The sequence below is a fragment of the Mesorhizobium sp. M0854 genome (assembly GCF_040319815.1).
Taxonomy (GTDB): Bacteria; Pseudomonadota; Alphaproteobacteria; order Rhizobiales; family Rhizobiaceae; genus Mesorhizobium.
The window spans coordinates 26,427-51,296 of the sequence record NZ_JAMYOL010000005.1; the positions used below are offsets into that span (position 1 = coordinate 26,427).

Below are 24,870 nucleotides of genomic sequence, written 5' to 3' on the forward strand. Positions count from 1 at the left end.
CGCTCAGTTGCGTTTCTCAGGCAGGTTGGAGCAGCCGGCAGCGAGAAACTCGCACGGCAGGCTGCCGCCGCCGCCCGACGTGTGCGGGGGCGTGGCGGCTTCGATTTTTTCCACCTCGTAATATTTCGAGGTGACGCCCCATTTTTTGACGCCCTGGCACGTCGAGCGCACGCCAACCTCCGTCGCCTTTGCCGCAGTCTTGTAATAGGTGGTGATCCGGCAGGATTGGCTGACCGGCAGCGCGTTCGCCGGGCTCGCGACCGGCGGCAGGAAGTTCGGGAAGGCAAGCAGCGAGATTGCCGCAATGATCCTGACGGCGGGCATGGTGAGGGGAAGGTGCTGCATCGTTTGTCTCCATCGATGGCGCCGCTCGCTCGTGGCGCAGCGGCGCGTTTGTTCCGGCAAGATCAGGCCATGATGCCGGTGCTGCCGCATCTGCCGCGCGGGGGAAGGCGGTAGCGGTCTGAACCGCCGCCGTCATCCGCGAGCGGCCGCGTCAGGGCGTTTTCGGCTTGATGAGCGTCTCTATCGGAACGGCGACTTTTGGAGGCCGGACCGTCCTGGTTCCACCATCGACGGCCAGCCCGCCACTGTTGAGATAGCGTACCGTATAGTGCAGCTCATAGCCGGGAACTCTGATCCATGTAGGCTTGGGATTGAACTGGTCCGGCGGCCTCGAATACCACTTCGGGATCTGCATGATCTTGGAACCGGCACCGAATCCCGCAGTCTTGGCCGCTACTGCGAAGGCGCTGTCTCTGGGGTCGTTCGGCGGCTGGTCGACATTGCCGATGACGACCAGCGAATCGTATTTTCGCGCGTCCAGCCGTACTGCGGGAAGGTTCAGCGCAGCCACGTCGCCTTCGCGCATCGTCAGCGCCTTCTGACGGCCATCCTCATTGGCATAGACGTTGAGGTTTATGGCCTCGGATTCCGCATAGACGACATTGTTGTGGAAGTCGCGGGCTGGCAGGCGTGTGAGGCTGTCGAAGGTCACTTCAACCGTCGGCTTGGCTATGGCGTCCGTCACCACCAGGTTGCGCCGCGGCACCGTCCAGAAGATGAGATCATCGCCGGTGGCCTGCGTGCCGGCATCGGAGCCGTCTATTGCCGAGCATTTCGAATTTGGAACCGGCGTCGTCACCGGCAGGGGTGCCGAAAACGAGCTGCGTACCTGAGCGTCGATGTAATTGCCGACGTTGAAAACGTCTTCGAGGATGTTGCCGCCCTCGAAGCTCGCTGGGCCGGGTTGCGAGCGGATGATGACCTGGCTGGAATCGGTCTGCCAGCCGCTGCAGAAGACGTTGACGTCTATGGGAATGCCGATGTGGCGGTCGGAGGTCACCGGGATCGAGACTTTGATGGTCAGGATGTAAGGAACTTTGACAAACCAGCTGTTCGGCTGGTTCAGCATCTGCGTCGCAAAGCGCGACGGCCGCCATTGCTTCAGCGATTCGATCGATGCGCGTGACGATCGTCCCTGGGCGGCCAGCTGTGCGTTGGTGGCGTCGACCTTGGCTTGCGCCAGGTTGCGGACGGTGTTGGTGATCAGGAACACGCCGAGTTCGGCTTTGCAGGGCCTGTTCGATTGTGTGGCGTTGCATGGGGCAAGTGCCGCACTGGGAACCGGCGGCCCCGAAGGCGGCGGCTGGGCGGCCGCGGCGGCCGCCATCAGGCAGAAGAACAGCATCGTGCAGGTTTTCAACATGGTATCCTCGCTCTTTCGGTTGGAAACCACCCTCCGGCTAGACAACACCATTTCTTCGACAGCGGTTCATCGCCCGCATGGGGGACGAACCGCGAAACATCGGGCCGGCCCAGCGACGTCGAGCCGCCGTCCTTTCGGATTGGATATCTACTGCTTCACGACGCCTTTGGTTGTCGCCATCGGCGCGACGACTTTGGGCTTGGGGGTTTTCGGGCCGGGGTCGACTACCAATGCGGCCGTGCAGGAGCATTTACCCGAACCGCAGTTCAGGTCGCCCTTGCACATTTTGGAATGCCGCATATCGGTGCAGTCGGCGGTCCCGGAGCAGGAGCAACTGCCTTGCCCAATCGTTCCGGACTGACATTTGAAGCTCCATGCCGGATCGGCGGCAAGGCCGGCCACAGCGAGCGATACGGCAAAAAGCGTCGTCGAGATGAGCTTGCGCATGAATACCTCCCGGTTCTATCGAGCGATGGAACCACGAAGCAGCAACGCCTTCATCTCCCGCGCGGGGGACGAACTCGCATACCGGTGACGATCGTCAATGCTGTCCCTTCAGCACGACGAGATAGCCGCGTTCGACGCGAAGCCGGAACGCGATTTGCCCTGCAGTGCCGGGATCCTTAGAAACCTTGTCGATGACATAGCCGCTGGGATGCGAGCCAAGCCATTCTTCCGGTTTGTCGGTGCTTTCGAATGGCTTTTGCAACCGGGCCAGGAAGCCGACTTCGCCTTGATAGTCGAAAGCCACGGCCCAGTCCGCATCCTTTCGCTCGTCGATGAAGTTGGCGAGCGGCGTCAGATCATAGCGTTTGAACGCGGTTGCCGATGCCACCGCGTGGCCGATGCCGAAAATGACAAGCATGACGATGGCCGAGCTCTTCAGCCTGGCGAGCGGGATCTCCGCCATGAAATAGCCGAACAGGATGACCACGAACGGCAACATCGGCACGACATAATGAGGCTGCTTGCCGGATATCGCGCTGAACACGAGAAACACGGCAACGAACGAGAATGACAGCAGGCGCAAGGCGCGCAGATCCGGCGACTTCGCGTCGATCAGGTTGCGTATCCGCGTGCGCAGCTTCAACCGCCACACCTCGGGTATGAAGATCCACGGTATGAACATGACGGGCAGCAGCAGCAGATAGAAATAGAACGGCCGGCCATGCGAATTGCGCAAATTGCCGGTGACGCGCCCCGCCGACTGGTTCCAGACGAGATCATAAACGAAATTGCCTTTTGTCAGGATGGTCGCCGGCACCAGCCAGATCGCCACCGGAATTAGTGCGGCGAGCAGGGCCAGGCCCACTCCAGCGAGGAAGTTCGGTGTCGTCAGTCCCGCCCGCCGGTCGCGCCAGAACGGGTAGAACAGGATGGGCGCGCCGATATGGATCAGCACCACTGGGCCTTTCGTCAGCACGCCCATGCCGATGAACAGCCCGGCCAGAACGGCCTGCCAGCGGTTGCCGCTGCGGGCCAAGGCAATCAACGACAACAGCGCGGCGAGCACAAAGACCGTCAGCAACAGGTCGAACAGGATCAGCGTCGAATAGATGACGAACACGCTGCTTCCGGCAACCAGCCAGGGGATGCGCCGCGCGATGTCGTCGCTGCCCGGAAACAGGGTCTTTGCCAACGCCGTCGTCAGCCAGATGACGAGCGAGGAGGCGGCGAAGATGACCAGCATCGCCGCCGGCCGGCTGGCGCCGAAAATGTTCCAGACAAGGTCGATAAGCCAAAACAGCAGTGGCGGCTTCTGCAGATAGGGCGCGAAATTCATCGTCGGGACGAAGATCTGTCCGCTCAGATACATTTCCCAGGTGACGCTGAGATATCGCGTTTCGTCGACGGGCAGCAGTGGCCGGAAAGCGACCGCGATTACGATCAGCCCAAGCAGAAAGAGGTAGGGGAGCAGTCGCTCGGTAGATGTCGGTGTCAAAGATCGAGATCCGCGCCAGAAACCATTTTCATTCCAGCCGAGCATAGTGCCGCGTTTCTGGACCGCGAACGACCGCACCATGATTTTGGCCGAATTGCAACGATGCCGGTTTCGTTTCCCAGATTTTGCGGACGATGGTGTCAAAGGTTTGAGAAACTTACCGGCCGAGTCATTTGGACCACCGCCGGTTCGAGGAAACTGCGCAAATCAACTGGAGCGCAACGGCGGTGACAATTCGCGCATCAACAGTTCGAGCTCGCGCTGATCGCCGGTACCGGTCTTGTCGAAGATCGTCGCCAGCTGCGACTTGACGGTGCCGTCCGAGACGCCGCCGGCCGCGGCGATTTCCTTTCGCGTCAGGCCGGCGGCAACGTGACCGGCGACTCGCCTTTCTGCCGCGGTCAGTCCGAACAGCGCCGCAATGGCGTCCAGCGCCGGGGTCGGTGTCGAACCCGCCGCGGCGATGAAGATCGCTGCGGCGGCGCGTTGCGAGATGCGCGCCGAGATTTCACGCCGCGCCAGCGGCATGACATGGGCCACCGCCGGAACCACCGTCCTGGCCAGGGGAATGTTGATGCCGCAAGGTCCGAGCGCGAATTCGTCGCGCGTGCCGAGCTGGACGGCACGGCCGATCGCGGCGTTGGCGTTGGCATAGGTGAAGGAAAGCTGTCCGCGCACGCAAGCGACCGAGATGTTTTCGGCGAGCAGCGCTTCGGCTGACGGGTTGGCGAAGATGATGGTCATGTCTTCGGCCACGATCAGCACCGGATGGTCGAGGCTTTCGATGATGGAACGGAAGATTTCGGCCTTGCGCCGCTCGGCTTCGAACAGGTCGCCGATGGTCACCGCGCGCCGCACATGCGGTGCCAGCAGGCTGACAAGCTCGAGATCCTCGCGGGAAATCTGGCGCCTGTCCCTGTCGGTCACCACCATCAACGTGCCGATCCGGGTCGGCCGCTTCATCAACGCCACCCAGAAGAAATCGTCCAGGCGGTTGGGTTGCACCCATTCGCGCACGATGCGGCTTTCGAGCCATCTCTGTCGCGTATCCGGGCCTTGCAAAGCGTAGATCGAATCGACGGTGAACGGCACGTCGATCTCCATCTTGGGAACCGCCGCATAGAACGGCACTTGCGAGCCGTAGTCATGCTTCAACGGCTCAAGAACTGCGGGATCGCCGCAGGACACCGAAAATCGCGCGGAGCTGCTGATCGTGTCGATGACGGCGAGCATGGCAAGCTGGCCTTCCGCCAGATTGCAGATGGCCTCGAGTGTCGCCTGCCAGCGGTCGACGTCGGCAATCGAATCGTAGATCGCCTCAACGACCTGCGGCAATGCGCGACCGGCCGTGCCCGCCAGCGATGACATGAGCCCCTCTCATTTGCCGTCCTTGAGGCAACGAAGCTTCAACTGCTAGAATAACGCTGCGTAAGGTTGCCAACAACCTATTTCATCTGCTTCGGACGGCCGCGAAAATAGCATGAACGTATCGCTTTCCCGTCAGCCATTTGCTCGCCTGTTGCGGCAAGACCCTTGCCTTCGCAATGCCGTGACGCCATAAGCAGGAACAGGCGCCGCAGCTGCCGCGAGGACTTGCTTCAAGGACTTGCCACGAGGATTTGGATGAAGACTTTCCTTCTGCAGTTTTTCACCTGGTGGAATAGCCAGACATTGGGAACGCGCTTCCACACCTGGCGGCACGGCAAGGAGGTCGGGCAGGACGAGGTCGGCAATGTCTACTATGAGGGCGGCGTCGATTCGGAAGGCCGCACCCGTCGCTGGGTCATCTACCGCGACTATTCGGAAGCCTCGGCGATTCCGCCCGGCTGGCATGGCTGGATCCATCATCGTGTCGACGTTGCGCCGCCAAGCGAAGACTACAAGCCACGCGACTGGCAAAAGCCGCATGTGCCGAACCTCACCGGCAGCCCCGCGGCCTATCGGCCGAAGGGCTCGGTGCTGACCAACCAGCATCGTCCGCAGGTGACGGGCGACTACGACGCCTGGACGCCTGGTTCGTGATCGATCGCCGCGACACGCGCGCGGTCCCTACGGGGGCGGTCCCCACGAGGGCGGTCCTTTGTCGCCACAATTGCTGTTTAGCTGTTTGCTGATCCGACAGCAGCAACTAGCCTTGGCGTTAAGAGAATCACCCGGGCGCAAACCACCGGACCTTGCATGAGCATGTTCAGCCGAATTTTGACGGGCGGATTAACCGCGGTCGTTCTCGCTTCTATGGTGGCGCTCGCTACTGCGCAGGAATTGGCGCCGCCTGCGCCGGACGCGTCGGTGGTGCCTGCAGCACCGGCAGTATCCGAGCGCATCACCAATCCAGTCGCTGAATTCGCCGGCATCGACAAGATCACCGGCCGTATCATCACCTTCGATGTCTACATCGACGAGACGGTGCAGTTCGGCGCTTTGCAGGTGACGCCGCGCATCTGCTATTCGCGGCCCGAAAACGAAGAGCCGAAGACGGATTCGTTTGTCGAGGTCGACGAGATCACGCTCGATCGGAAAATACGCCGTATCTTCACCGGCTGGATGTTTGCCGAAAGCCCCGGGATCAACGCCGTCGAGCATGCCGTCTATGATATCTGGCTGAAGGGCTGCAAGCAGAAGTCCGACGTGCCGGCACCCGCCGCCGCCAAAACCAACTAGAATCCGTCAGTGCGCGGCGGATACCGCGCCCTGCGGAACCGCCGCGTTGCCCGAGCGTTGGTGCCTCTCTACGGAGGAGGTTGCCATGATGATGGCCAACAAGAACGAACTTCTCGACATCGAAAGGGGATTCTGGAGCGGCGGTACCGACTATTTCAAGGCCAATGCCGATACCGACTGCCTGGTGGCTTTCCCGCAGATGGCGCGGGTGATGAGCAATACCGATCTGGCCGCAACTGCCACGGACCCGAACCGCTGGCGCGATCTCGACATCGACCTCAAGGGCATCATCGAGCCGGGCAGCGACATCGTCATGCTGACCTACGAGGCGCGTGCGACGCGGCAAGATGGCGAAGCCTATGCGGCGCTGGTCAGCACCGGCTATGTCCACCGCGTCAATGGCTGGAAGATGATGTTCCACGCACAGACGCCGCTGGTGACGGCAGCAAAAGGCTGACCGGCCGCAAGAGCAATTCCAGGAAGTGTGAACGGCTTTCCGTCCGGAATTGCGTTCCTGTGAAACGATGAGCCATTCCAGGTTATGGAAAAAACACGGCCTCGCCCTTCAGCGCCTCGGCCAGCATCTTCTCGTACTTGCCGCGCGGCACGTCGATTGCACCGAAGCGTTTGAGATGCTCGGTGGTGAACTGCGTATCGAGCAGTGCAAAGCCACGCGCCTTCAGGCGTTCGACGAGGTGAACCAGGCAGGCCTTTGACGCGTCGGTCTCCCTGGCGAACATGCTCTCGCCGAAGAACACGCGGCCGAGCGATACGCCGTAGAGCCCCCCGACCAATCGGTCGTTGTGCCAGGCCTCGACCGAATGGCAATGGCCCATCCGATGCAGCTCGATATAGGCTTCGCGGATCGGCGCGTTGATCCAGGTCGAGCGACGTTCCTCGCGCCTTTCAGCGCAGGCCTCGATCGTCGCCTCAAAGTCGAAATCGATGCGGAACTCGAACAGGTTCTTGCGGATCGTCTTTCTCAGGCTTTTCGGTATGTGGAACCCGTCGAGCGGAATGATGCCGCGCGTCTCCGGCCGCACCCAGAATACTTCGGGGTCATTGGCGCTTTCGGCCATCGGGAAGACGCCGGAGGCATAGGCTTTGAGCAAAAGGTCGGTCGGGATGCGATAACCGGGTGCGTAGGGACGGGTCATCGCTTCGCCCTGTATCACTCGCCTTCGGCCAGGTATTTTTCCAGCCAATGGATGTCGTAGTCGCCATTGGCGATGTCGGCGTTGCCAACGAGGTCGCGAAACAGTGGCAGCGTCGTCTTGATGCCGTCGACGACGAATTCGTCGAGCGCGCGCCGCAGCCGCATCATGCATTCGACGCGGTTGCGGCCATGCACGATCAGCTTGCCGATCAGGCTGTCGTAGTAGGGCGGGATCTTGTAGCCCGAATAGACGCCGGAATCGACGCGGATGCCGAGCCCGCCCGGCGTGTGGAAATGGGTGATGGTGCCCGGCGAGGGGGTGAAGGTGCGCGGATCCTCGGCATTGATGCGGCATTCTATGGCATGGCCGTGGAAGCGGATATCCTCCTGGCGCACCGAAAGCCCGCCGCCCGAGGCGACGCGGATCTGCTCGTGCACGAGGTCGATGCCGGTGATCGCCTCGGTCACCGGATGTTCGACCTGCAGGCGCGTGTTCATCTCGATGAAATAGAACTCGCCGTCCTCATAGAGGAATTCGATGGTGCCGGCGCCGGAATAGCCGAGATCGGCGATCGCCCTGGCGCAGACGCCGCCAATATGCGCGCGCTCCTCGGCATTGAGCGCGGGCGAGGGCGCTTCTTCCCAGACCTTCTGGTGGCGGCGCTGCAGCGAGCAGTCGCGCTCGCCGAAATGCACGCCGCGCCCGGCGCCGTCGCCGAACACCTGCACTTCGATATGGCGCGGCTTCTGCAGATATTTCTCGATGTAGACTGCGTCGTCGCCGAAGGCCGCACCCGCCTCCGAGCGTGCCGTCTGCAGCGCCACCTCGAGATCGGCCTCGCTACGCGCCACTTTCATGCCGCGCCCGCCGCCGCCGGCCGATGCCTTGATGATCACGGGGTAGCCGATCGCGGCGGCAATGCGCTTGGCTTCCTTGTCCTCGGTGACCGCGCCGTCGGAGCCGGGCACCACGGGAATGCCGAGGCGTTTTGCGGTACGCTTGGCCTCGATCTTGTCACCCATGATGCGGATATGGTCGCCGGTCGGGCCGATGAAGGTGATGTTGTGCGCGGCGAGGATGTCGGCGAACTTGGCGTTCTCCGACAGAAAACCGTAGCCGGGATGCACCGCGTCGGCGCCGGTGATCTCGCAGGCGGCGACGATCTGGTGGATGTTGAGATAGCTGTCGCGCGACGGCGGCGGGCCGATGCAGACGCTCTCGTCGGCGAGACGCACATGCATGGCGTCGGCGTCGGCGGTCGAATGCACCACCACCGTCTGGATGCCGAGCTCCTTGCAGGCGCGCAGCACCCTGAGGGCGATTTCGCCGCGATTGGCGATGAGGATTTTCTGGAACATCTTTCGCCTGTTCCCGGCTCTACTCGATCACGACGAGCGGCATGCCATATTCGACCGGCTGCGCATCTTCAAACAGGATCGCCGTCACCGTGCCGGCGCGCGGCGAGGGGATCTGGTTCATCGTCTTCATTGCTTCGATGATCAGCAGCGTCTGGCCTTCCTTGACCTTCTGGCCGATTTCGATGAACGGCCTGGCGTCGGGCGACGGTGCCAGATAGGCGGTGCCGACCATCGGCGAGGCAACGGCGTTCTTCGACACGTCGGGCGTCGCCGGCGCGGCCGCTGCCGCAGGCTGCGCAGCTGCCGGGGCATAGGCCGGCTGAGCTGCGGCGACGGCATGGACGGCCGGCGCCTGCCGCGAGACGCGCACCTTCAGATCGCCCAGCTCGACCTCGATCTCGGTCAGGTTGGTGTCGTTCAGTATGCCCGCCAGATCGCGGATCAGCTGCTGGTCAACACCGTTCTTCTTTATCGACATTTTCGAGCCTTCTGTTTGTTGGCCGGTCATAGGCGTGCAGCCAGCGCCTGCAGCGCCAGCGTGTAGCCGAGCGGCCCGAACCCGCAGATCATGCCGACGGCGACCGGCGCGACCATGGAGACGTGGCGGAATGGTTCCCGGGCGTGGATGTTGGAGAGATGCACCTCAGCAACCGGCAGCGGCGCGACGGCGCGGATGGCATCGTGAATGGCGATCGAGGTATGGCCGTAGGCGCCCGGATTGATGACGATCGCGGCGGCCTTGTCGGCGGCCTCGTGGATCCAGTCGACGAGGTCGCCCTCATGGTTCGACTGGCGGAAATCGATCTCCAGCCCAAGTGCGGCACCTGCCTGCTTGCAGTCGTCGGCGATCGCGGCAAGCGTCTTGCCGCCATAGATGCCCGGCTCGCGCTTGCCGAGCGCGTTGAGATTGGGGCCGTTCAGGACGAAAACCGTTTTCAAAAAATGCCGACCTTTCCCGGCGCGGCTAAGCCGGCGCGCCGGACCCTCTATAATGGGCATAGACGCTGGCGAAAAGAGCGCAAGTGCGTTCTTTCGCCGTCCACAACAGCCGGAAAACGGCCCGTGCTGGAAACCCGCAGCCTAATCGAAACCCGAATGCTGATCAGAGCGCGGCCTTCGCAGCCTCGATCTTTTCGGCCAGCACTTCCTGGCCAAGCGCGCCGAACACCACCTCGTTGCCGACGACATAGGACGGCGTTCCGGTGATGGCGAGCTTGGTGGCGAGATCATAGGTCTTGGAGAAGGCCTCGGTGATGCTCGGGTCCTTCATCTTTTCGCGCAGCGCCGCCTCGTCGGCGCCGAGCGACAGCGCCACCTTGATTGCCGCCGCCTCGGTGGCGCGCCCCTGGCCGCCGAGCAGCGCATTATGGAATTCGCCGTATTTCTCCGGCTTCATCAAATGGAAGGCCATCGAGACGACGCTCGCCTTCTGCGAATCCGGGCCGAGGATCGGGAACTCCTTGAGTACGAAGCGCAGGTCCGGATCGGCCTTGGTCAGCGCGCGCATGTCGTCGATGGCGCGTTTGCAGTAGCCGCAATTATAATCATAGAATTCGACGATGGTGACCTTGCCGTTCGGATTGCCGACAACACCGTCGAATGAGGAATTGAAGATCTGGTCCTTGGCGTCTTTGATGACGCCGAGACTGGCGACGCGCTGTTCTTCCTTCTGCTTGGCCTCGAGTGCCTGCTGGGCTTCCAGAAGCACTTCCGGGTTCTTCAGCAGATAGTCGCGGACGATGCCTTCGACTTCGGCACGGTCGAGCTTGGTACCTGAGGACGTCGTCTGGGCAAGCTGTGCCGTGCCGGCCTTCGCCGTCTGCGGATTGCCGGCGACGAAGCCGAACGCCAGCATCGCGAGAGCCGCTGCCACTCCGGTAGTGCCCAGCAGAATTGCCTTTGTCATGATCCTCGATCCTCTTGCCTGTGTTCGGGTCCGCCCGGTTTGGCTGTGTCGCAGCCTGCGTCCGAACGGTTCACTTCTTCTTACCTGATGGTGCGTAGTTTATAATGTCCTGCGCGCGAAGCCAGCCCGGCTCGCCCCGCTTCATGCTCTGCTGCGCCCGCATGGCGAAGATTTTCGCATTCTTGTAGTCGCCGGAATAGAAATGCCCTTCGGCGGTTGCAAGCTCGGCGGCCGGGATGTTGCCGAGTTCCCCGTAAGCCTGTGCCAGATAGCGGTATCCGGCGGCGTTTTCGCGATCCCGTCCGAGGCCGGTGTTGATCTGCGCCACCGCCTTCTTCAGCGAATCCTGCGTGCCGATCGCCATCAGCGCCTGGCCGTAAGAGACCGGCAGCAGCCCCGATCGCGCCGGATCGAGGCTGACCGACTTGGCATAGGCGTCCGCCGCATCCTTCGGCCGGTTCGCCTTCATCAGGATGTCGCCGCGTAATTCCTGGAAATAGGGATTTTTCGGCTGTTCCTTGATCAACGCGTTGGTCTTGGTGAGCGCCGACGCCAGATTGCCGAACAGATAGGTCATCTGCGCGTCGCCATAGCGTGAGGCGAGGCTGCCGGGGTTCTTGCGCATCAATCGCGACGCCGCCGCCTGGCCCTGCATGTAGGCGGCGATCTTGATGCGCATCATGTCGTGGCGCTGCTGCAGTGCCGGCGGGTCGACCTTGTCGACGTAAGGGCTCTGCTTCACCAGCACTTCGAGATTGGCGATACGCTCCTGCGGCATCGGATGGCTGATCCTGTAGGGATCGACTTGCGCGCCCGAGAGCGACAATGCGTTCTGGAAGCGGCCAAACGTCTTCAGCATGCCCATGCCGGACTGGCCGGTTGCATTGAGATAGGTGATCGCCGAACGGTCGGCGGTCATCTCTTCGGTGCGCTGATAAGCGAGGATACTGCGTTGCGCCATCTCGCCGCCGCCGGCCACCACGCCCATGCCGGCGCCGGCGAGACCGCGGCTGTTGCTGGTGGCGCCGGCCACCATGGCGCCGGCGCCAAGCAGCGTCGCCAGGATCGCCATCGTCTTGGCGCGCTCGAGCTGTTCTCGCAATTTCTGCTGGTGTCCGCCGGCGATATGGCCGGCCTCGTGGGCAATGACGCCAATGATCTCGTTGGGCGTTTCGGCCGTCATCAGCGCGCCGGTGTTGATGAACAGCCGGCGGCCGGCAACAAAGGCGTTGAAGCTCTGGTCGTTGACCAGCACGATGTTGATGGCGTCGCCCGACAAGCCCGCCGCCTTGAAGATCGGCCGCGCGTAATCGCGCACCAGCGCCTCGATCTCGGCGTCGCGCACAACCGGCACATTCTGGGCAAAGGCATTGACCGAGCCGGCCATGGCGACCACCGCGGCAAGCGAAAGCATCGCGAGGGCGCGCGCTGTCCTGGCGATCGTCGATTTGGGTCGGCTCAACATGGCAGGTCCACTGGTAGACGAGTGGGCGAAGGATGAAAAGTCGGCAGCCTAAACTTACCGAACTTGTGATCCCCACACCAATCGGGCATTTGTGCGGCGCGGCCAGCATGGCCGGCACGTGCGGACAAGTGTGGTGGATTGAAAATGGTTGTTTCGCTTTCGCGCCGCGGCGCGGTCGAACCGTTCCATGCCATGGACATCCTGGCCGAGGCGAATCGGCTGAAAGCCAAGGGCCTGCCGGTCGTTTCCATGGCCGTCGGCCAGCCTTCCGATCCGGCGCCGGCCGGGGTTCGCGAAGCGGCGGCCAATGCCTTGAAAACAGGCCGCATCGGCTATACCGACGCGCTGGGCCTCGCCGGCCTGCGCAAGGCGATCGCGGCGCATTATGGCGAGCATTACGGGCTTGACGTTTCGCCCGAGCGGATAGCCGTCACCACCGGATCGTCGGCTGCCTTCAACCTCGCTTTCCTGGCAATGTTCGATCCAGGCGACCGCGTCGCCATCGCTGCGCCCGGCTATCCTGCCTATCGCAACATCATGGCCGCGCTCGGCATCGACATCGCCGAGATCGAGTTGGACGGCGCCGCCTATCTGCATGCCGAGCACCTGCAAGCCGCGCATCGCGAAAAACCGCTGAAGGGCGTGCTGTTCGCCAGCCCGGCCAACCCGACCGGCGCGGTCATTCCCGCCGGCGATCTCGAGGCGCTGGTCAAAACGGCGCAAGAGCTCGGCATCGCCGTCATCTCGGACGAAATCTATCACCGGCTGGCCTATGCGGCGCCCGACACGACGGCGCTTGCTTTCGGCGCGGATGTGACGGTGATCAATTCCTTCTCGAAATATTATTGCATGACCGGCTGGCGCATCGGCTGGATGGTGCTGCCGCAGGAACTGGTGCGGCCGGTCGAGCGCATCGCCCAGAGCCTCTACATCTCGCCGCCCGAACTGTCCCAGATTGCCGCGATCGAGGCGTTCAAGGCGACGCCAGAGCTGGAAGCGGTGAAGGCGCGCTATGCCTGGAACCGCGAGCTCCTGATGCAACGCCTGCCGGAGCTCGGCTTTGCTTTGGCCGCGCCTATGGACGGCGCGTTCTACGCCTTCTGCGACGTCACCAGGCACACCAATGACAGCATGGCGTTTGCGCGCCGGATGCTTGCCGAGGCGCATGTGGCGGCGACGCCGGGCCGCGATTTCGACCCGCTGCAAGGCCATCGCACGATGCGCTTTTCCTATGCCGGCAGCCACGACGACATGGTCGAGGCGATGGCGCGTATCGAACGCTGGCTGAAGTAGCGGGGGCGACGATGCCGGAGCTTGAACAGGCGCCCCAGCTTGAACAGGCGTTGCGCGAGGTCGCTGCCGAAATGGCGGAGCGTACCGATCGCGGCGACGTCGCCAGCTATATCCCCCAGCTCGGCAAGATCGATCCGAAAAAATTCGGCATTGCCGCGGTGACCAATGACGGCCGCATGCTGACCGCGGGCGACGCCGACGAGGCGTTTTCGATCCAGAGCATCTCAAAGGTGTTCACGCTGACGCTGGCGCTCGGCAATGTCGGCGACGCGCTGTGGCAGCGGGTTGGGCGCGAACCTTCGGGCAATCCGTTCAACTCGATCGTCCAGCTCGAGCACGAGAACGGCATTCCGCGCAATCCATTCATCAATGCCGGCGCCATCGTCGTCTCCGACATCCTGCTTGCCGGCCATCAGCCGCGCGAGGCGATCGGCGAGATCCTGCGCTTCATCCAGTTCCTGGCCGATGACGACACCATCGTCATCGACCGCGAGGTCGCGGCGTCCGAACGCGCCACCGGCTTTCGCAATTTCGCGCTTGCCAATTACATGAAATCGTTCGGCAATCTTCACCATGCGCCGGAACTGGCGCTGGGCGTCTATTTCCACCATTGCGCTATCGCCATGAGCTGCCGGCAACTGGCCCTGGCTGGCCGCTTCCTTGCCAATGGCGGCAAGAACCCGGCGACCGGGCATTCCGTCGTCTCGGCAGAGCGCGCCCGCCGCATCGGTGCGATGATGCTGACCTGCGGCCACTATGACGGCTCCGGCGACTTCGCTTTCCGCGTAGGCATTCCCGGCAAGAGCGGCGTTGGCGGCGGCATATTGGGGATCGTGCCGGGCGTCGCCTCGCTTGCCGTCTGGTCGCCAGGCCTCAACGCCAACGGCAATTCCAGGCTGGGTTCGATCGCGCTGGAAAAACTGGCGAAGACGATGAACTGGTCGATCTTCGCGCCATAGTCACCATAGTGTTGTCGCCTGAATTGGGGCAAAAAAATCCCGCGCAGCCGATCGGCGACGCGGGATTTTTTTTAATCAGAAAGTCTGGCTAATGCGCGGAAAGGCTTAGAAAAAGCCCTTCCGTTGCCACCAGCCGGCACGCTTCGGCTTGTCCTCGGCCTTTGCTTCCTCGGTCTTTGCCTCGTCGGTCTTTGCCTCGTCCGGGACGATCGAGGAGACGACCGGCACGACCGGAGCATCCACCGGTACCGGTTTGCGCCGCGACGGCCGGACCTTCGGCGTTTCCTCGGCAGCCGCCACTTCAGTCTCCTGCGAAGCCGGCGCAGCGGTCTCGCCGGAAGCCACGGAGGCGGCCTCGGCAGCCGATGTCTCGGCGCCCGCAATCTCGGCAACTGCTTCCGCCGCAACTTTCTTCGGCTTGGCGGTACGGCGCGGCTTCTTCGGCTTTTCGGCGCTCGGCGTGTCGTCGTTCGCCGGAGCACGCACCGCAAGCTCTTCGGCCGGCGGCGCACCCTCCGGCTCGCCGGTCACGGGCTCTGCTTCCGACACGGCACCTTCCGTCATGGCGGCCGGCTCGCCGGCGCTGGCTTCGATCTCGCCTTCGCCCTCTTCGCGGCGATTGCGCTTGCCGCCGCGCTTGCCGCGCCGGCGCTTCTTGCCGTGACCGTCGTCCGCCGCTTCCGGCGTTTCGGCAACACCGGCCGGCGCTTCAAGTTCCGCTTCGGCACCTTGATCGCCGGCGGCGACGAAGGCATCGTCTATCGGCGCCGAAACGGAAGCACCTTCCACAGCAGCGCCATGCTCGCGATCGCCATGTTCGCGTTCCCCGTGTTCACGATCCCCATGTTCACGATCCTTGCCGCCGCGCCGTCTGCGGCGCTTGCGGCGCTTGCGATCGCGGCCTTCGACGTCCTCGCCGGACCTTGGCTGCTGCGGCTGCTGGGCAGGGCGTGGCTGCTCGGCCTGCACCGGTGCCTCGTCTTCCTCTTCGATGACGATCTCGTCCTCGGGTTCTTCCGGCTCGACATAGGCCGGGAACGTGCGCGCCTCGACAAAGCCTTCCGGCTTTTCGGCCAGCGCGCCGCGGAAGATGGCATAGTGTTGTGCACCGACCGCGTCATCGGCTTCGATGGTGATGGTCACGCCGAAGCGGTGCTCGAATTCCACCAGCGTGCCGCGCTTGTGATTGAGCACATAGAGCGCGGTCGCCGCCGGCGTCCGCACCGTGATGTGGCTGCGCGAATCCTTGAGCAGGAATTCCTCGATTGCCCGCACCACCATCAGCGCGACCGACGAATCGGAGCGCACATGGCCGGTGCCGCCGCAATGCGGGCAAGGCTTCATCGTCGATTCCAGCACGCTGGCACGGATGCGCTGGCGCGACATCTCCATCAGGCCGAAATGCGAGATGCGGCCGACCTGGATGCGGGCACGATCGTTCTTGAGGTGATCCTTCAGCCGCTTCTCGACGGAGCGGTTGTTGCGGTTCTCCTCCATATCGATGAAGTCGATGACGATGAGGCCGGCGAGATCGCGCAGCCTCAATTGCCGGGCGACTTCCTCGGCGGCTTCCAGATTGGTGTGAAGTGCGGTGTCCTCGATCGAGTGCTCCTTGGTGGAACGGCCCGAATTGACGTCGATGGCGACCAGCGCTTCCGTCTGGTTGATGATGATGTAGCCGCCGCTCTTCAGCGTCACCTGCGGCTGCAGCATGCGGTCGAGCTGCGCTTCGATGCCGTTGCGCACAAAGATCGGCGTCGTGTCGCGGAACGGCTGAACCACCTTGGCGTGGCTCGGCATCAGCATGCGCATGAAGTCCTTGGCCTCGCGGTAGCCTTCTTCGCCGGAAACCAGGATCTCGTCGATATCCTTGTTGTAAAGGTCGCGCACCGAGCGCTTGATCAGGCTGCCTTCCTCGTAAACCAGGGCAGGGGCCGTGGATTGCAGCGTCAGATTGCGGACGTTTTCCCAAAGCCGCATCAAATATTCGTAGTCGCGCTTGATCTCTGCCTTGGTGCGGCTTTCGCCTGCCGTACGCAGGATGACACCCATGCCTTGCGGCACTTCGAGATCGGCGACCACTTCCTTCAGCCGCTTGCGGTCCTGCGCATTGGTGATCTTGCGCGAAATACCGCCGCCGCGGGCCGTGTTCGGCATCAGCACCGAATAGCGGCCGGCCAACGACAGGTAGGTGGTCAGCGCTGCACCCTTGTTGCCGCGCTCTTCCTTGACGACCTGCACCAGCAGGATCTGCCGGCGCTTGATCACTTCCTGGATCTTGTACTGGCGACGGACCGGCTTGCGGCGGTTGCGCACTTCTTCCAGCGCGTCCTCGGCGCCGACCGATTCGACCTCGTGATCGTCCGGATGCGAGGATTGCACCTCTTCCAGCATGCCGCGATCATTGTCTTCGGAGGTTGCTTCGCCGCTTGTCTCGGCCCCGCTTGTCTCGGGCCCGCTTACCTCGACTTGTGGGACGGCTTCCGAGATTACGTCGGCATCGACGTTGGCAGCGATGGAACTGGAACCGCCTTCGGACGGCTCGGTCTCACCGCGATCGGCGGCTTCATCGCTCTGCCCGGCGGCACCCTCGCTCTGTCCGGCAATGTCGGACATGGTGTTGTCGTCAACGGCATCCAGCTTTTCTGCGACGGCATCTTCGCCGTTCTCGCCGTCGGCCGCGCCTGCCTCGCGCCTGTGCTCGCCGCGGTCGCGGCTCTTGCCGCCGCGCCGGCGTCCGCGCTTGCCACGGTCGCGGCTCTGGCGGTCCTCGCCTTCGGCGGCTTCCTCGTCCTCTTCGTCCTGGGCTTCCTGTGCTTCCGCACGCAGCAGCGCCTGACGGTCGGCGACCGGAATCTGGTAGTAGTCGGGGTGTATTTCACTGAAGGCGAGGAAACCGTGACGGTTGCCGCCATATTCGACAAAGGCTGCCTGAAGGGAAGGTTCGACGCGCGTTACGCGGGCGAGATAGATGTTTCCTTTGAGCTGCTTCTTGTCCTGGGATTCAAAGTCGAATTCTTCAATACGGTTACCGCGAACGACGACAACGCGTGTTTCCTCCGGGTGGGAGGCGTCTATCAGCATTTTGTTGGGCATTATTTCGTTTCCCCCCGGCAGCCGTCGGCCGCAGCTTGCGAGGCAATGCCCGCTGCCGTGGACCTGGAACATGGGTGCCGGACAATTGAACGTCCGCCGGCCGCTGCCTGAGCGCCATGGCGGTGCCGCCCGCAGCCGTAGTGGCGCGGTTTGTTGCGGACCTTTCCATGATTGCGCTTGAAGCCATCGTCACCAGCAGAACCTTTTGAACCTAAGCCCGGAAAAAACCGGACCAGCTTGTTTGCTCATACAGAGCCGGCACGGGACAATCCCGGCCGTTTTGCTCACGCAGGCGATTCCCCCGCCACGGGAGCACGCCTGCGAAAATCGTCGCGATCACCGATGCCTTCTTCGCCTGAAGCGAAAGGAGCCGTCTTGCGTCTGACCTGTAGCAGGAAGCTGCGGAGGAGGACGGTTCCAGGATTGCAGTGATCCACCATCGCTTTTATGATTTGGCGGGTTGGAAGGCAACCCCGATTCCCGATGCCGGCAAAAAGCCGTTCCGCAGCGGAAGCCCCGGTCCCAAGCCTTCCATGAAAAGGCTTGGTTAACCTTCTCTGGATACCAATCGTTAATCGAGTTCGCGGTCTGCCGGCACTTTGACAAGCGACAGGGCACTTCGACAAGCGATCGGGCATGACGCCAAAACGGGAGCGATTGGTAGAAAGATGGGACTGGCAGGCTTCGCAGACAAGGGCCGTCATCATGGAGGCTGGTTCTTCCGCACCGCCTGCCTGCTGCCGCTGATCCTGGCTTGCCTGGTCTTTTCGCCGCTTTCGCGTGCTGCCGACGTACCGCTCGGCGCCATAAGCTACAAGATGGCCGGCGATGCCACCAAGATGCGCATCGTCATCAATTTCGACCGCGAGCCCGACATCAAATGGTTCCTGCTGCGCGGCCCCAATCGCCTGGTCATCGATCTGCCGGCCACCAAATTTGCCCTCAATGCCAAGGATGTAAAGCCGCGCGGCCTTGTCCGCGCCGTGCGTTACGGCGAGCTCGGCGAGGGGAAATCGCGGCTGATTCTCACCGGCAAGGGACCGTTCGCCGTCGACAATCTCGACGTGCTCAAGAACGGTGACGGCAATGGCTACCGCATTGCCATCGACATGTCGGCGGCCTCGCAGCGGGAATTCGACGCAGCGCTCGCCAATCAGGCGCTGACCACCGGTTCGACGGTCTCCGCCGACAAGGCCGGCAGGGTCGGTACCGGGCCGGTCTCCAATCCGGGCCATCATTTCACCGTCGTCATCGATCCCGGCCATGGCGGCATCGACGGCGGTGCCGAGGGCCTGAACGGGACGGTCGAAAAGAACGTGACGCTCGCCTTTGCCATGGAACTGCGCGACAAGCTCGCCGCCAGCGGCAAATACGACGTGTTCCTGACGCGCGAAACGGACGAGTTCCTGCGGCTCGACGACCGCGTGCGCATTGCCCGCCAGCATGAGGCCGACCTGCTCATCTCGATCCATGCGGACACGATCAGCCTCAAGGGCATTCGCGGCGCAACCGTCTACACCGTGTCCGACAAGGCTTCCGATCCCGAGGCGCAGGCGCTTGCCGACCGTGAAAATCTTTCCGACCAGTTCGCCGGCATGGAGATCAAGGACGACAGCAAGGAAGTGACCGATATCCTGATCGACCTGATCCGCCGCGAGACGCATAATTTTTCGATGAGCTTCGCCCATACTCTCGTCGGCCAGCTTTCCACCAGCGTCGGTCTGATCAACAACCCGCAGCGTTCTGCCGGCTTCAAGGTGCTGAAGGCGCCGGACGTTCCATCCGTGCTGGTCGAACTCGGCTATCTGTCGAACGCCAAGGACGAAGCGCAGTTGCTCAGCGCCGATTGGCGCAACAAGGCGACCCAGAGCATAACCAACGCCGTTGCCCTGTTTGCTTCGGCCAAGAGCGGAACGGGGGCCGGAGGCTGAAATGTCCGCCGGCGCCCACAACCTGAAGCAGCGTTGCACGGCGACAACACCCTGTGCTTTTATTTCCGGCATTCGAAACCGAAATCCCGCGCTGCCGTATTTTGCCCACATGGTCGCGACATGGATTTTGCGATTACGGTTTGGGATCGTCCCGAAAGCTTGCGTGAAGGGCGGCTTCGTTTAGGAAATTCCCGAACCAAGGACTGGAGCGGGTATGATTCGTCTCATTGGCTATTTCTTCGGCATCGGCACGACGCTGGCCCTTTTGGTCGCGGCGGGCGTGGCGATCTATATCGGCCATTTGTCGAAGGACCTGCCCGATTACGAGGTGCTAGCCAAATACGAGCCGCCGGTGACGACCCGCATCCACGCGTCGGATGGCGCGCTGATGGCCGAATACGCGCGTGAGCGGCGGCTTTATCTGCCGATTCAGGCGATCCCGGATCGTGTCAAGGCGGCCTTCCTGTCGGCCGAGGACAAGAATTTTTACAATCACCCCGGCATCGACGTGACCGGCCTTGGCCGGGCCATTGTCGTCAACCTGCAGAATGTTGGTTCGGGAAAGCGCCAGGTCGGCGCCTCGACGATTACCCAGCAGGTGGCGAAGAACTTCCTGTTGTCTTCAGACCAGACCTACGAGCGCAAGATCAAGGAGATGATCCTCGCCTTCCGCATCGAGCAGGCCTACTCGAAGGATCGCATTCTCGAGCTCTATCTCAACGAGATTTTCTTCGGCTTCGGCGCCTATGGCGTCGCCGGTGCTGCGCTCACCTATTTCGACAAATCGGTGAACGAGCTCACCGTCGCCGAAGCCGCCTATCTCGCCTCCCTGCCGAAGGGGCCGAACAACTACCATCCCTTCAAGCATGCCGATCGCGCCTTGGAGCGCCGCAACTGGGTCATCGACCAGATGGTCGAGAACGGCTACGTCACGCATGAGGAAGGCGAGAAGGCCAAGGCCGAGCCGCTCGGCGTCACGCCGCGCCGCACCGGCAACTATCTCTTCGCCGGGGAGTATTTCACCGAGGAAGTGCGTCGCCAGATCATCGCGCGCTACGGCGAGAATGCGCTCTACGAAGGCGGCCTTTCCGTCCGCACGACACTGGATCCGAAGATGCAGCTGATTGCCCGCAAGGCCATGCAGAACGGACTTATGAAGTTCGACACGCTGCGCGGCTACCGCGGGCCGGTCACGAGCATCGACGTTTCCGGCGACTGGGGCGTGCCGCTGGGCAACGTCAAGCGGTTGGAGGACGTTCCGGAATGGTCGCTCGCCGTCGTGCTCGACAGCTCGGCCACCGGCCTGTCCATCGGCCTGCAGCCGACGCGCCAGATCTCCGGCGAAATCGTCAAGGACCGCGTCGAAGGCACCGTCAGCAAGGAAGACATGAGCTTCGCCATGCGCCACGTCGTCGACGGCAGGACCGTCAAGGCGAAGTCGCCCGCCGACGTGCTGAAGCCGGGCGACGTGATTTTCGTGCAGAAGAACGACGGCTCGGACAACAACTACAGCTTGCGCCAGGTTCCCGAAGTGGAAGGCGGCCTGATCGCCATGGACCCGCATACCGGACGCGTCCTGGCCATGGTCGGCGGTTTCTCCTACGCGCAGTCGGAGTTCAACCGGGCGACGCAGGCCATGCGCCAGCCCGGGTCGTCGTTCAAGCCGATCGTCTATTCGGCCGCCCTCGACAATGGCTATACGCCCGCCTCCGTGATCATGGACGGGCCGATCACCATCCAGAGCGGCAACACGACCTGGACGCCCAAGAATTACGACGGAACGGTGGCCGGCCCGGCGACCTTGCGGTCCGGCATCGAGAAATCGCGCAACCTGATGACGGTGCGGCTTGCCAACGATATGGGCATGAAGCTGGTCGTGGAATATGCCGAGCGTTTCGGTGTCTACGACCACCTGGCGCCGTATCTGCCGATGGCACTGGGATCCGGCGAGACGACGGTGATGCGCATGGTGTCGGCCTATTCGATCATGGCCAATGGCGGCAAGTCGATCAAGCCGTCGCTGATCGACCGCATCCAGGATCGCTACGGCAAGACCGTCTTTAGGCAGGACGAACGCGGCTGCTCAAACTGCAATGCCGCCGAGTGGCAGGACCAGCCAGAGCCGGAACTGGTCGACAACTCCGAGCAGGTGCTCGATCCGATGACTGCCTACCAGATCACATCGATGATGGAGGGCGTCGTGCAACGCGGTACCGGCGCCACCATCAACGAACTCGGCCGTCACATCGCCGGCAAGACCGGAACGACCAACGACGAAAAGGATGCCTGGTTCATCGGCTATACGCCGAACCTCGTTGTCGGCCTCTATATGGGCTACGATCAGCCGAAAGGTCTTGGCAAGGGCGCGACCGGCGGCGGCCTTGCCGCGCCGATCTTCAAGGATTTCATGCGCGTGGCGCTGGATGGCACGCCCAATGTCGACTTCAAGGTTCCGGAAGGCATGAAGCTGATTGCGATCAATCGCAAGACCGGCATGCGGGCCAACGCGGGCGACGCCGGAACCATCATCGAAGCCTTCAAACCGGGTACCGGTCCCGCCGACAGCTACTGGGTGATCGGCATGGGTGCGGACGGCTCCAACGCCACCGGCGGGGCGCTGTCGCCGCAGGCCAACCAGGCCATCCAGTCCGGCGGCGGCGGGCTCTACTGACAATCGCTACATCGGGTCGGGCCGGCTTGACGATCATGGTCGAGCCGGTCCATTCCGCTTTACAGGGGCCGGTACATTACAGGGGCCGGCGCTTTACAGGAGACCGTGCCGTCCCTATGTATCGCGCCACCAAACCGCCATCCAGCAACAGGACAGAACAGCCAGCCATGCGCGCGGAAACGCAAAATATTGTCGACGAGATCAGGCAGGCGATAACCCTGCTGAGGAGGCATCTTTGACTGGGATCAAGCCATAAAGCGGCTTGAGTACCTGAATGTCCGTGCCGAGGATTCGAGCCTCTGGAACGAGCCGCTGGAAGCGCAAAAGCTGATGCGCGAGCGTCAGGGCCTCGAGGAAGGTATTGCCGCGGTCAAAGGCCTCACCCAGGCCCTGGAAGACAATATCGGCCTGATCGAGCTTGGCGAGGAAGAGGGCGACGAGGGCGTCATCGCGGAGGCCGAAGCGGCGATCCGCTCGATGCGCGGCGAGGCCAAGGCGCGCCAGATCGAAACGCTGCTGTCGGGCGAGGCTGACGCCAACGATAGCTATCTGGAAGTCCATGCTGGCGCCGGCGGCACCGAAAGCCAGGACTGGGCCTCGATGCTTCTGCGCATGTATACGCGCTGGGCCGAGCGCCGCCGCTTCAAGGTCGAAGTGCTGGAAGTACATGACGGTGAAGAAGCCGGCATCAAGTCCGCCACGCTGCTGATCAAGGGCCACAACGCCTACGGCTGGCTGAAGACGGAATCCGGCGTGCATCGTCTCGTGCGCATTTCGCCGTATGACAGCAATGCGCGCCGCCACACCTCCTTCGCCAGCGTCTGGGTCTATCCCGTCATCGACGATACGATCGACATCGACGTTTCCGAATCCGACGTCCGTATCGACACGTATCGTTCCTCGGGATCGGGCGGCCAGCACGTCAACACCACCGATTCGGCCGTGCGCATCACCCATCTCGCCACCGGCATCGCGGTCGCCTGCCAGGCGGAGCGCTCCCAGCACAAGAACAAGGCCAAGGCGTGGGAAATGTTGCGCTCGCGGCTTTACGAGGAAGAGCTGAAGAAGCGCGAAGCCGTGGCGAACGCCACGGAAGCGTCGAAGAGCGATATCGGCTGGGGCCACCAGATACGGTCCTACGTGCTGCAGCCCTATCAGTTGGTGAAAGATCTGCGCACCGGTGTCGAGAGCACCAGCCCGTCGAGCGTGCTCGACGGCGACCTCGACGATTTCATGGAAGCCTCGCTGTCGCAGCGGATCGAGGGTGGCGCCGGCGAAACGGTGGCCGATATCGACTGAGGCCGCCGGGCACCAATCCGGCAGGAATGTGGGTTCATCACGCGAGAGTTACGGCCATCGTGCGAGAGTGACGAGCTCTCAATTTGCACCTACCTGTCGTTCTACAACTTTGTTTTTCGTAGAGTTTTTCAAAATCGATTTCGGCTTTTGACGCGGATGCCTCGGGCCTGCCGGTGCCAAGCCTGGAACCAGCGCGAGCCAAATCCCGTTATTGGCGATCCCGCTGCCGGGGTTGACCAGGTTTCGTCAATCAGGACGGCAGGTTGGTTCCGGCTGCAGAGGTCGGCGTTCGGTTGCGACAGCAATTCCTTGCGCCAACCAAGGAATCAGCCCAGCATTCATGCGCTGGGGAGGAAAAAAGCATTTATGGCCGGACGCGGCGTATCTGCGACCTGACGATCCGACCACTGGGAAGACACGTTCCGGGAACGGGCAAGCGAAATGCTTGACAACCGTTGATAGGAACTGCGCTCATGCCTGCTCTCACAACCAGACCGGCCCCAGTCGCCCGCACGGCGCGCCGACTCCTGAATTCACTTGTCGCGGCAGTGGTTTTGATTGCTGCCGCCATTCCATTTGCGGCGCCTGCTCTGGCGCATGATGCCAAGCCGACCGCGGCAATGCCGCAAGGCTGGAGCTATCCGTTCTCCTGCTGCTCGGGCTATGATTGCCGCGAGGTCTCTCAGACATCGATCAGCGAACGTCCCGAGGGCTATGTCATCAAAGGAACCGGGGAAGTCGTGGCCTATAGCGACAAGCGGATCAAGAATTCGCCCGACGGCGAATATCATTGGTGCTCCGTTGCCGGTGCCAATGACGGAAAGACCATCTGCCTGTTCGTGCCCCCATCGTCCTACTAGCGCATGACGCCCAAAAGCTTGCCCACGGGCTGACCCGAGCGTGTGCAGCGGTTTTGGATCAATGGGCCTTCGATCTGTGCATCGCAGGCTCACAAGCCTGCTGACCGGTTGTCAGGAGCGTTTCTTTATGCTGCCTTTGCCGTACGGGGCGGCGGCATTGTGAGGGACCAATTCATGACCATCAAGGCAAGCTGCCACTGCAAGGCGACGACGTTCGAGGTTTCGCAAGCGCCGCAGACAGTGACGCGATGCACCTGTTCCTTTTGTTCGAAACGCGGTTCGTTGTGGGCCTATTACACCCCATCGCAATTCAGGCTCACCAGCCCGCCGGAGAATGTTTCGTTCTACCAGTGGGGATCGAAAACCATAAAACACGGCTTTTGCGCCACCTGCGGCTGTGGCACCTTCACCGAGACGCCGGACTGGTCGACAGGCGAGCCGAATTTCGACAATCCGAAGATCAGCGTGAACTCGCGGCTGTTCGACGATTTCGATCTCGACAAGGTCGAAGTGGTGGTCATCGACGGCAAGAATCTCTGGTAGCCGGTCGAATTGCGGTGGTCG

Annotated in this window: 23 protein-coding genes; 11 read left to right on the forward strand and 12 right to left on the reverse strand. The window is 62.5% G+C overall.

Going from position 1 to position 24,870, the window contains the following annotated elements:
- Window positions 1–3: 3 nt before the first annotated feature.
- From NKH99_RS10635 to NKH99_RS10655, 5 genes are all read right to left on the reverse strand, one after another.
- Window positions 4–345 carry a hypothetical protein gene (locus NKH99_RS10635; RefSeq protein ID WP_353013984.1) on the reverse strand — a complete coding sequence of 114 codons (342 nt, stop codon included), beginning with the start codon at window positions 343–345 and terminating at the stop codon, window positions 4–6.
- Between the two features lie 151 nt (window positions 346–496).
- Complete coding sequence (locus tag NKH99_RS10640; protein WP_353013986.1) at window positions 497–1,705, reverse strand: hypothetical protein; 1,209 nt, start codon at window positions 1,703–1,705, stop codon at window positions 497–499.
- Between the two features lie 150 nt (window positions 1,706–1,855).
- A complete protein-coding gene (locus tag NKH99_RS10645) occupies window positions 1,856–2,155 on the reverse strand; it encodes a hypothetical protein (protein ID WP_352472757.1) in 300 nt (99 codons plus the stop codon).
- 94 nt (window positions 2,156–2,249) lie between these two features.
- Window positions 2,250–3,650: an ArnT family glycosyltransferase gene (locus tag NKH99_RS10650; protein ID WP_353013988.1), complete on the reverse strand. Its 1,401-nt coding sequence runs from the start codon at window positions 3,648–3,650 to the stop codon at window positions 2,250–2,252.
- Between the two features lie 207 nt (window positions 3,651–3,857).
- Window positions 3,858–5,018 carry a helix-turn-helix transcriptional regulator gene (locus NKH99_RS10655; protein WP_352472759.1) on the reverse strand — a complete coding sequence of 387 codons (1,161 nt, stop codon included), beginning with the start codon at window positions 5,016–5,018 and terminating at the stop codon, window positions 3,858–3,860.
- A 255-nt stretch (window positions 5,019–5,273) separates the two neighbouring features.
- Here NKH99_RS10655 and NKH99_RS10660 point away from each other — a divergent pair, with 255 nt between their 5' ends.
- From NKH99_RS10660 to NKH99_RS10670, 3 genes are all read left to right on the forward strand, one after another.
- Window positions 5,274–5,672 (forward strand): NADH:ubiquinone oxidoreductase subunit NDUFA12, encoded by a 399-nt coding sequence (locus tag NKH99_RS10660; protein WP_352472760.1) that lies wholly within the window; start codon window positions 5,274–5,276, stop codon window positions 5,670–5,672.
- A 156-nt stretch (window positions 5,673–5,828) separates the two neighbouring features.
- Window positions 5,829–6,311, forward strand: a complete 483-nt coding sequence (locus tag NKH99_RS10665; RefSeq protein ID WP_353013992.1) for a DUF2155 domain-containing protein — start codon at window positions 5,829–5,831, stop codon at window positions 6,309–6,311.
- 88 nt (window positions 6,312–6,399) lie between these two features.
- Window positions 6,400–6,768 (forward strand): hypothetical protein, encoded by a 369-nt coding sequence (locus NKH99_RS10670; RefSeq protein ID WP_352501682.1) that lies wholly within the window; start codon window positions 6,400–6,402, stop codon window positions 6,766–6,768.
- An 82-nt stretch (window positions 6,769–6,850) separates the two neighbouring features.
- Here the strand turns inward: NKH99_RS10670 and aat are convergent, their stop codons facing one another.
- The 6 genes from aat to NKH99_RS10700 all read right to left on the reverse strand — a co-directional run bounded on the left by aat (window position 6,851) and on the right by NKH99_RS10700 (window position 12,197).
- A complete protein-coding gene (gene aat, locus NKH99_RS10675) occupies window positions 6,851–7,468 on the reverse strand; it encodes a leucyl/phenylalanyl-tRNA--protein transferase (RefSeq protein WP_023674821.1) in 618 nt (205 codons plus the stop codon).
- Between the two features lie 14 nt (window positions 7,469–7,482).
- Window positions 7,483–8,826 carry an acetyl-CoA carboxylase biotin carboxylase subunit gene (gene accC / locus NKH99_RS10680; RefSeq protein ID WP_023674822.1) on the reverse strand — a complete coding sequence of 448 codons (1,344 nt, stop codon included), beginning with the start codon at window positions 8,824–8,826 and terminating at the stop codon, window positions 7,483–7,485.
- A gap of 19 nt (window positions 8,827–8,845) precedes the next feature.
- Window positions 8,846–9,304, reverse strand: coding sequence for an acetyl-CoA carboxylase biotin carboxyl carrier protein (accB, locus tag NKH99_RS10685; protein ID WP_292662508.1), 459 nt, complete (start codon window positions 9,302–9,304; stop codon window positions 8,846–8,848).
- Window positions 9,305–9,330: 26 nt separating this feature from the next.
- Complete coding sequence (gene aroQ, locus NKH99_RS10690; RefSeq protein WP_023717478.1) at window positions 9,331–9,765, reverse strand: type II 3-dehydroquinate dehydratase; 435 nt, start codon at window positions 9,763–9,765, stop codon at window positions 9,331–9,333.
- A 163-nt stretch (window positions 9,766–9,928) separates the two neighbouring features.
- Window positions 9,929–10,732 (reverse strand): DsbA family protein, encoded by an 804-nt coding sequence (locus NKH99_RS10695; RefSeq protein ID WP_352451092.1) that lies wholly within the window; start codon window positions 10,730–10,732, stop codon window positions 9,929–9,931.
- Between the two features lie 70 nt (window positions 10,733–10,802).
- Window positions 10,803–12,197: a M48 family metalloprotease gene (locus tag NKH99_RS10700; RefSeq protein ID WP_353013994.1), complete on the reverse strand. Its 1,395-nt coding sequence runs from the start codon at window positions 12,195–12,197 to the stop codon at window positions 10,803–10,805.
- Window positions 12,198–12,341: 144 nt separating this feature from the next.
- On the opposite strand from NKH99_RS10700, the gene NKH99_RS10705 reads away from it, so the two are divergent.
- Together NKH99_RS10705 and NKH99_RS10710 are read left to right on the forward strand one after the other, a co-directional pair.
- Entirely contained in the window at window positions 12,342–13,490 is a 1,149-nt protein-coding gene (locus NKH99_RS10705) for a pyridoxal phosphate-dependent aminotransferase (protein ID WP_352501648.1), read from the forward strand.
- Between the two features lie 11 nt (window positions 13,491–13,501).
- Window positions 13,502–14,449, forward strand: a complete 948-nt coding sequence (locus NKH99_RS10710) for a glutaminase (protein ID WP_352501649.1) — start codon at window positions 13,502–13,504, stop codon at window positions 14,447–14,449.
- 105 nt (window positions 14,450–14,554) lie between these two features.
- On the opposite strand, the gene NKH99_RS10715 is transcribed toward NKH99_RS10710, so the two are convergent.
- A complete protein-coding gene (locus tag NKH99_RS10715) occupies window positions 14,555–17,545 on the reverse strand; it encodes an Rne/Rng family ribonuclease (RefSeq protein ID WP_353013996.1) in 2,991 nt (996 codons plus the stop codon).
- Window positions 17,546–18,213: 668 nt separating this feature from the next.
- Here NKH99_RS10715 and NKH99_RS10720 point away from each other — a divergent pair.
- From NKH99_RS10720 to NKH99_RS10745, 6 genes are all read left to right on the forward strand, one after another.
- Window positions 18,214–19,476 carry an N-acetylmuramoyl-L-alanine amidase gene (locus NKH99_RS10720; protein ID WP_353013998.1) on the forward strand — a complete coding sequence of 421 codons (1,263 nt, stop codon included), beginning with the start codon at window positions 18,214–18,216 and terminating at the stop codon, window positions 19,474–19,476.
- Between the two features lies 1 nt (window position 19,477).
- Window positions 19,478–19,660, forward strand: a complete 183-nt coding sequence (locus NKH99_RS10725; protein ID WP_352457449.1) for a hypothetical protein — start codon at window positions 19,478–19,480, stop codon at window positions 19,658–19,660.
- A gap of 30 nt (window positions 19,661–19,690) precedes the next feature.
- On the forward strand, window positions 19,691–22,147 hold the full coding sequence (locus NKH99_RS10730; RefSeq protein WP_353014000.1) for a penicillin-binding protein 1A: 2,457 nt from the start codon (window positions 19,691–19,693) through the stop codon (window positions 22,145–22,147).
- A gap of 167 nt (window positions 22,148–22,314) precedes the next feature.
- Window positions 22,315–23,446 (forward strand): peptide chain release factor 2 gene (prfB, locus tag NKH99_RS10735; RefSeq protein WP_352451084.1). Its coding sequence is split into 2 segments (ribosomal slippage): window positions 22,315–22,380 and window positions 22,382–23,446, totalling 1,131 coding nucleotides; the frame shifts between segments, so codons are not numbered across the junction.
- Window positions 23,447–23,919: 473 nt separating this feature from the next.
- The gene (locus tag NKH99_RS10740) at window positions 23,920–24,306 is read left to right on the forward strand and encodes a hypothetical protein (RefSeq protein WP_031212810.1); all 387 of its coding nucleotides are present in this window, start codon (window positions 23,920–23,922) and stop codon (window positions 24,304–24,306) included.
- Window positions 24,307–24,480: 174 nt separating this feature from the next.
- Complete coding sequence (locus NKH99_RS10745) at window positions 24,481–24,849, forward strand: GFA family protein (protein ID WP_023679923.1); 369 nt, start codon at window positions 24,481–24,483, stop codon at window positions 24,847–24,849.
- Window positions 24,850–24,870: the final 21 nt, after the last annotated feature.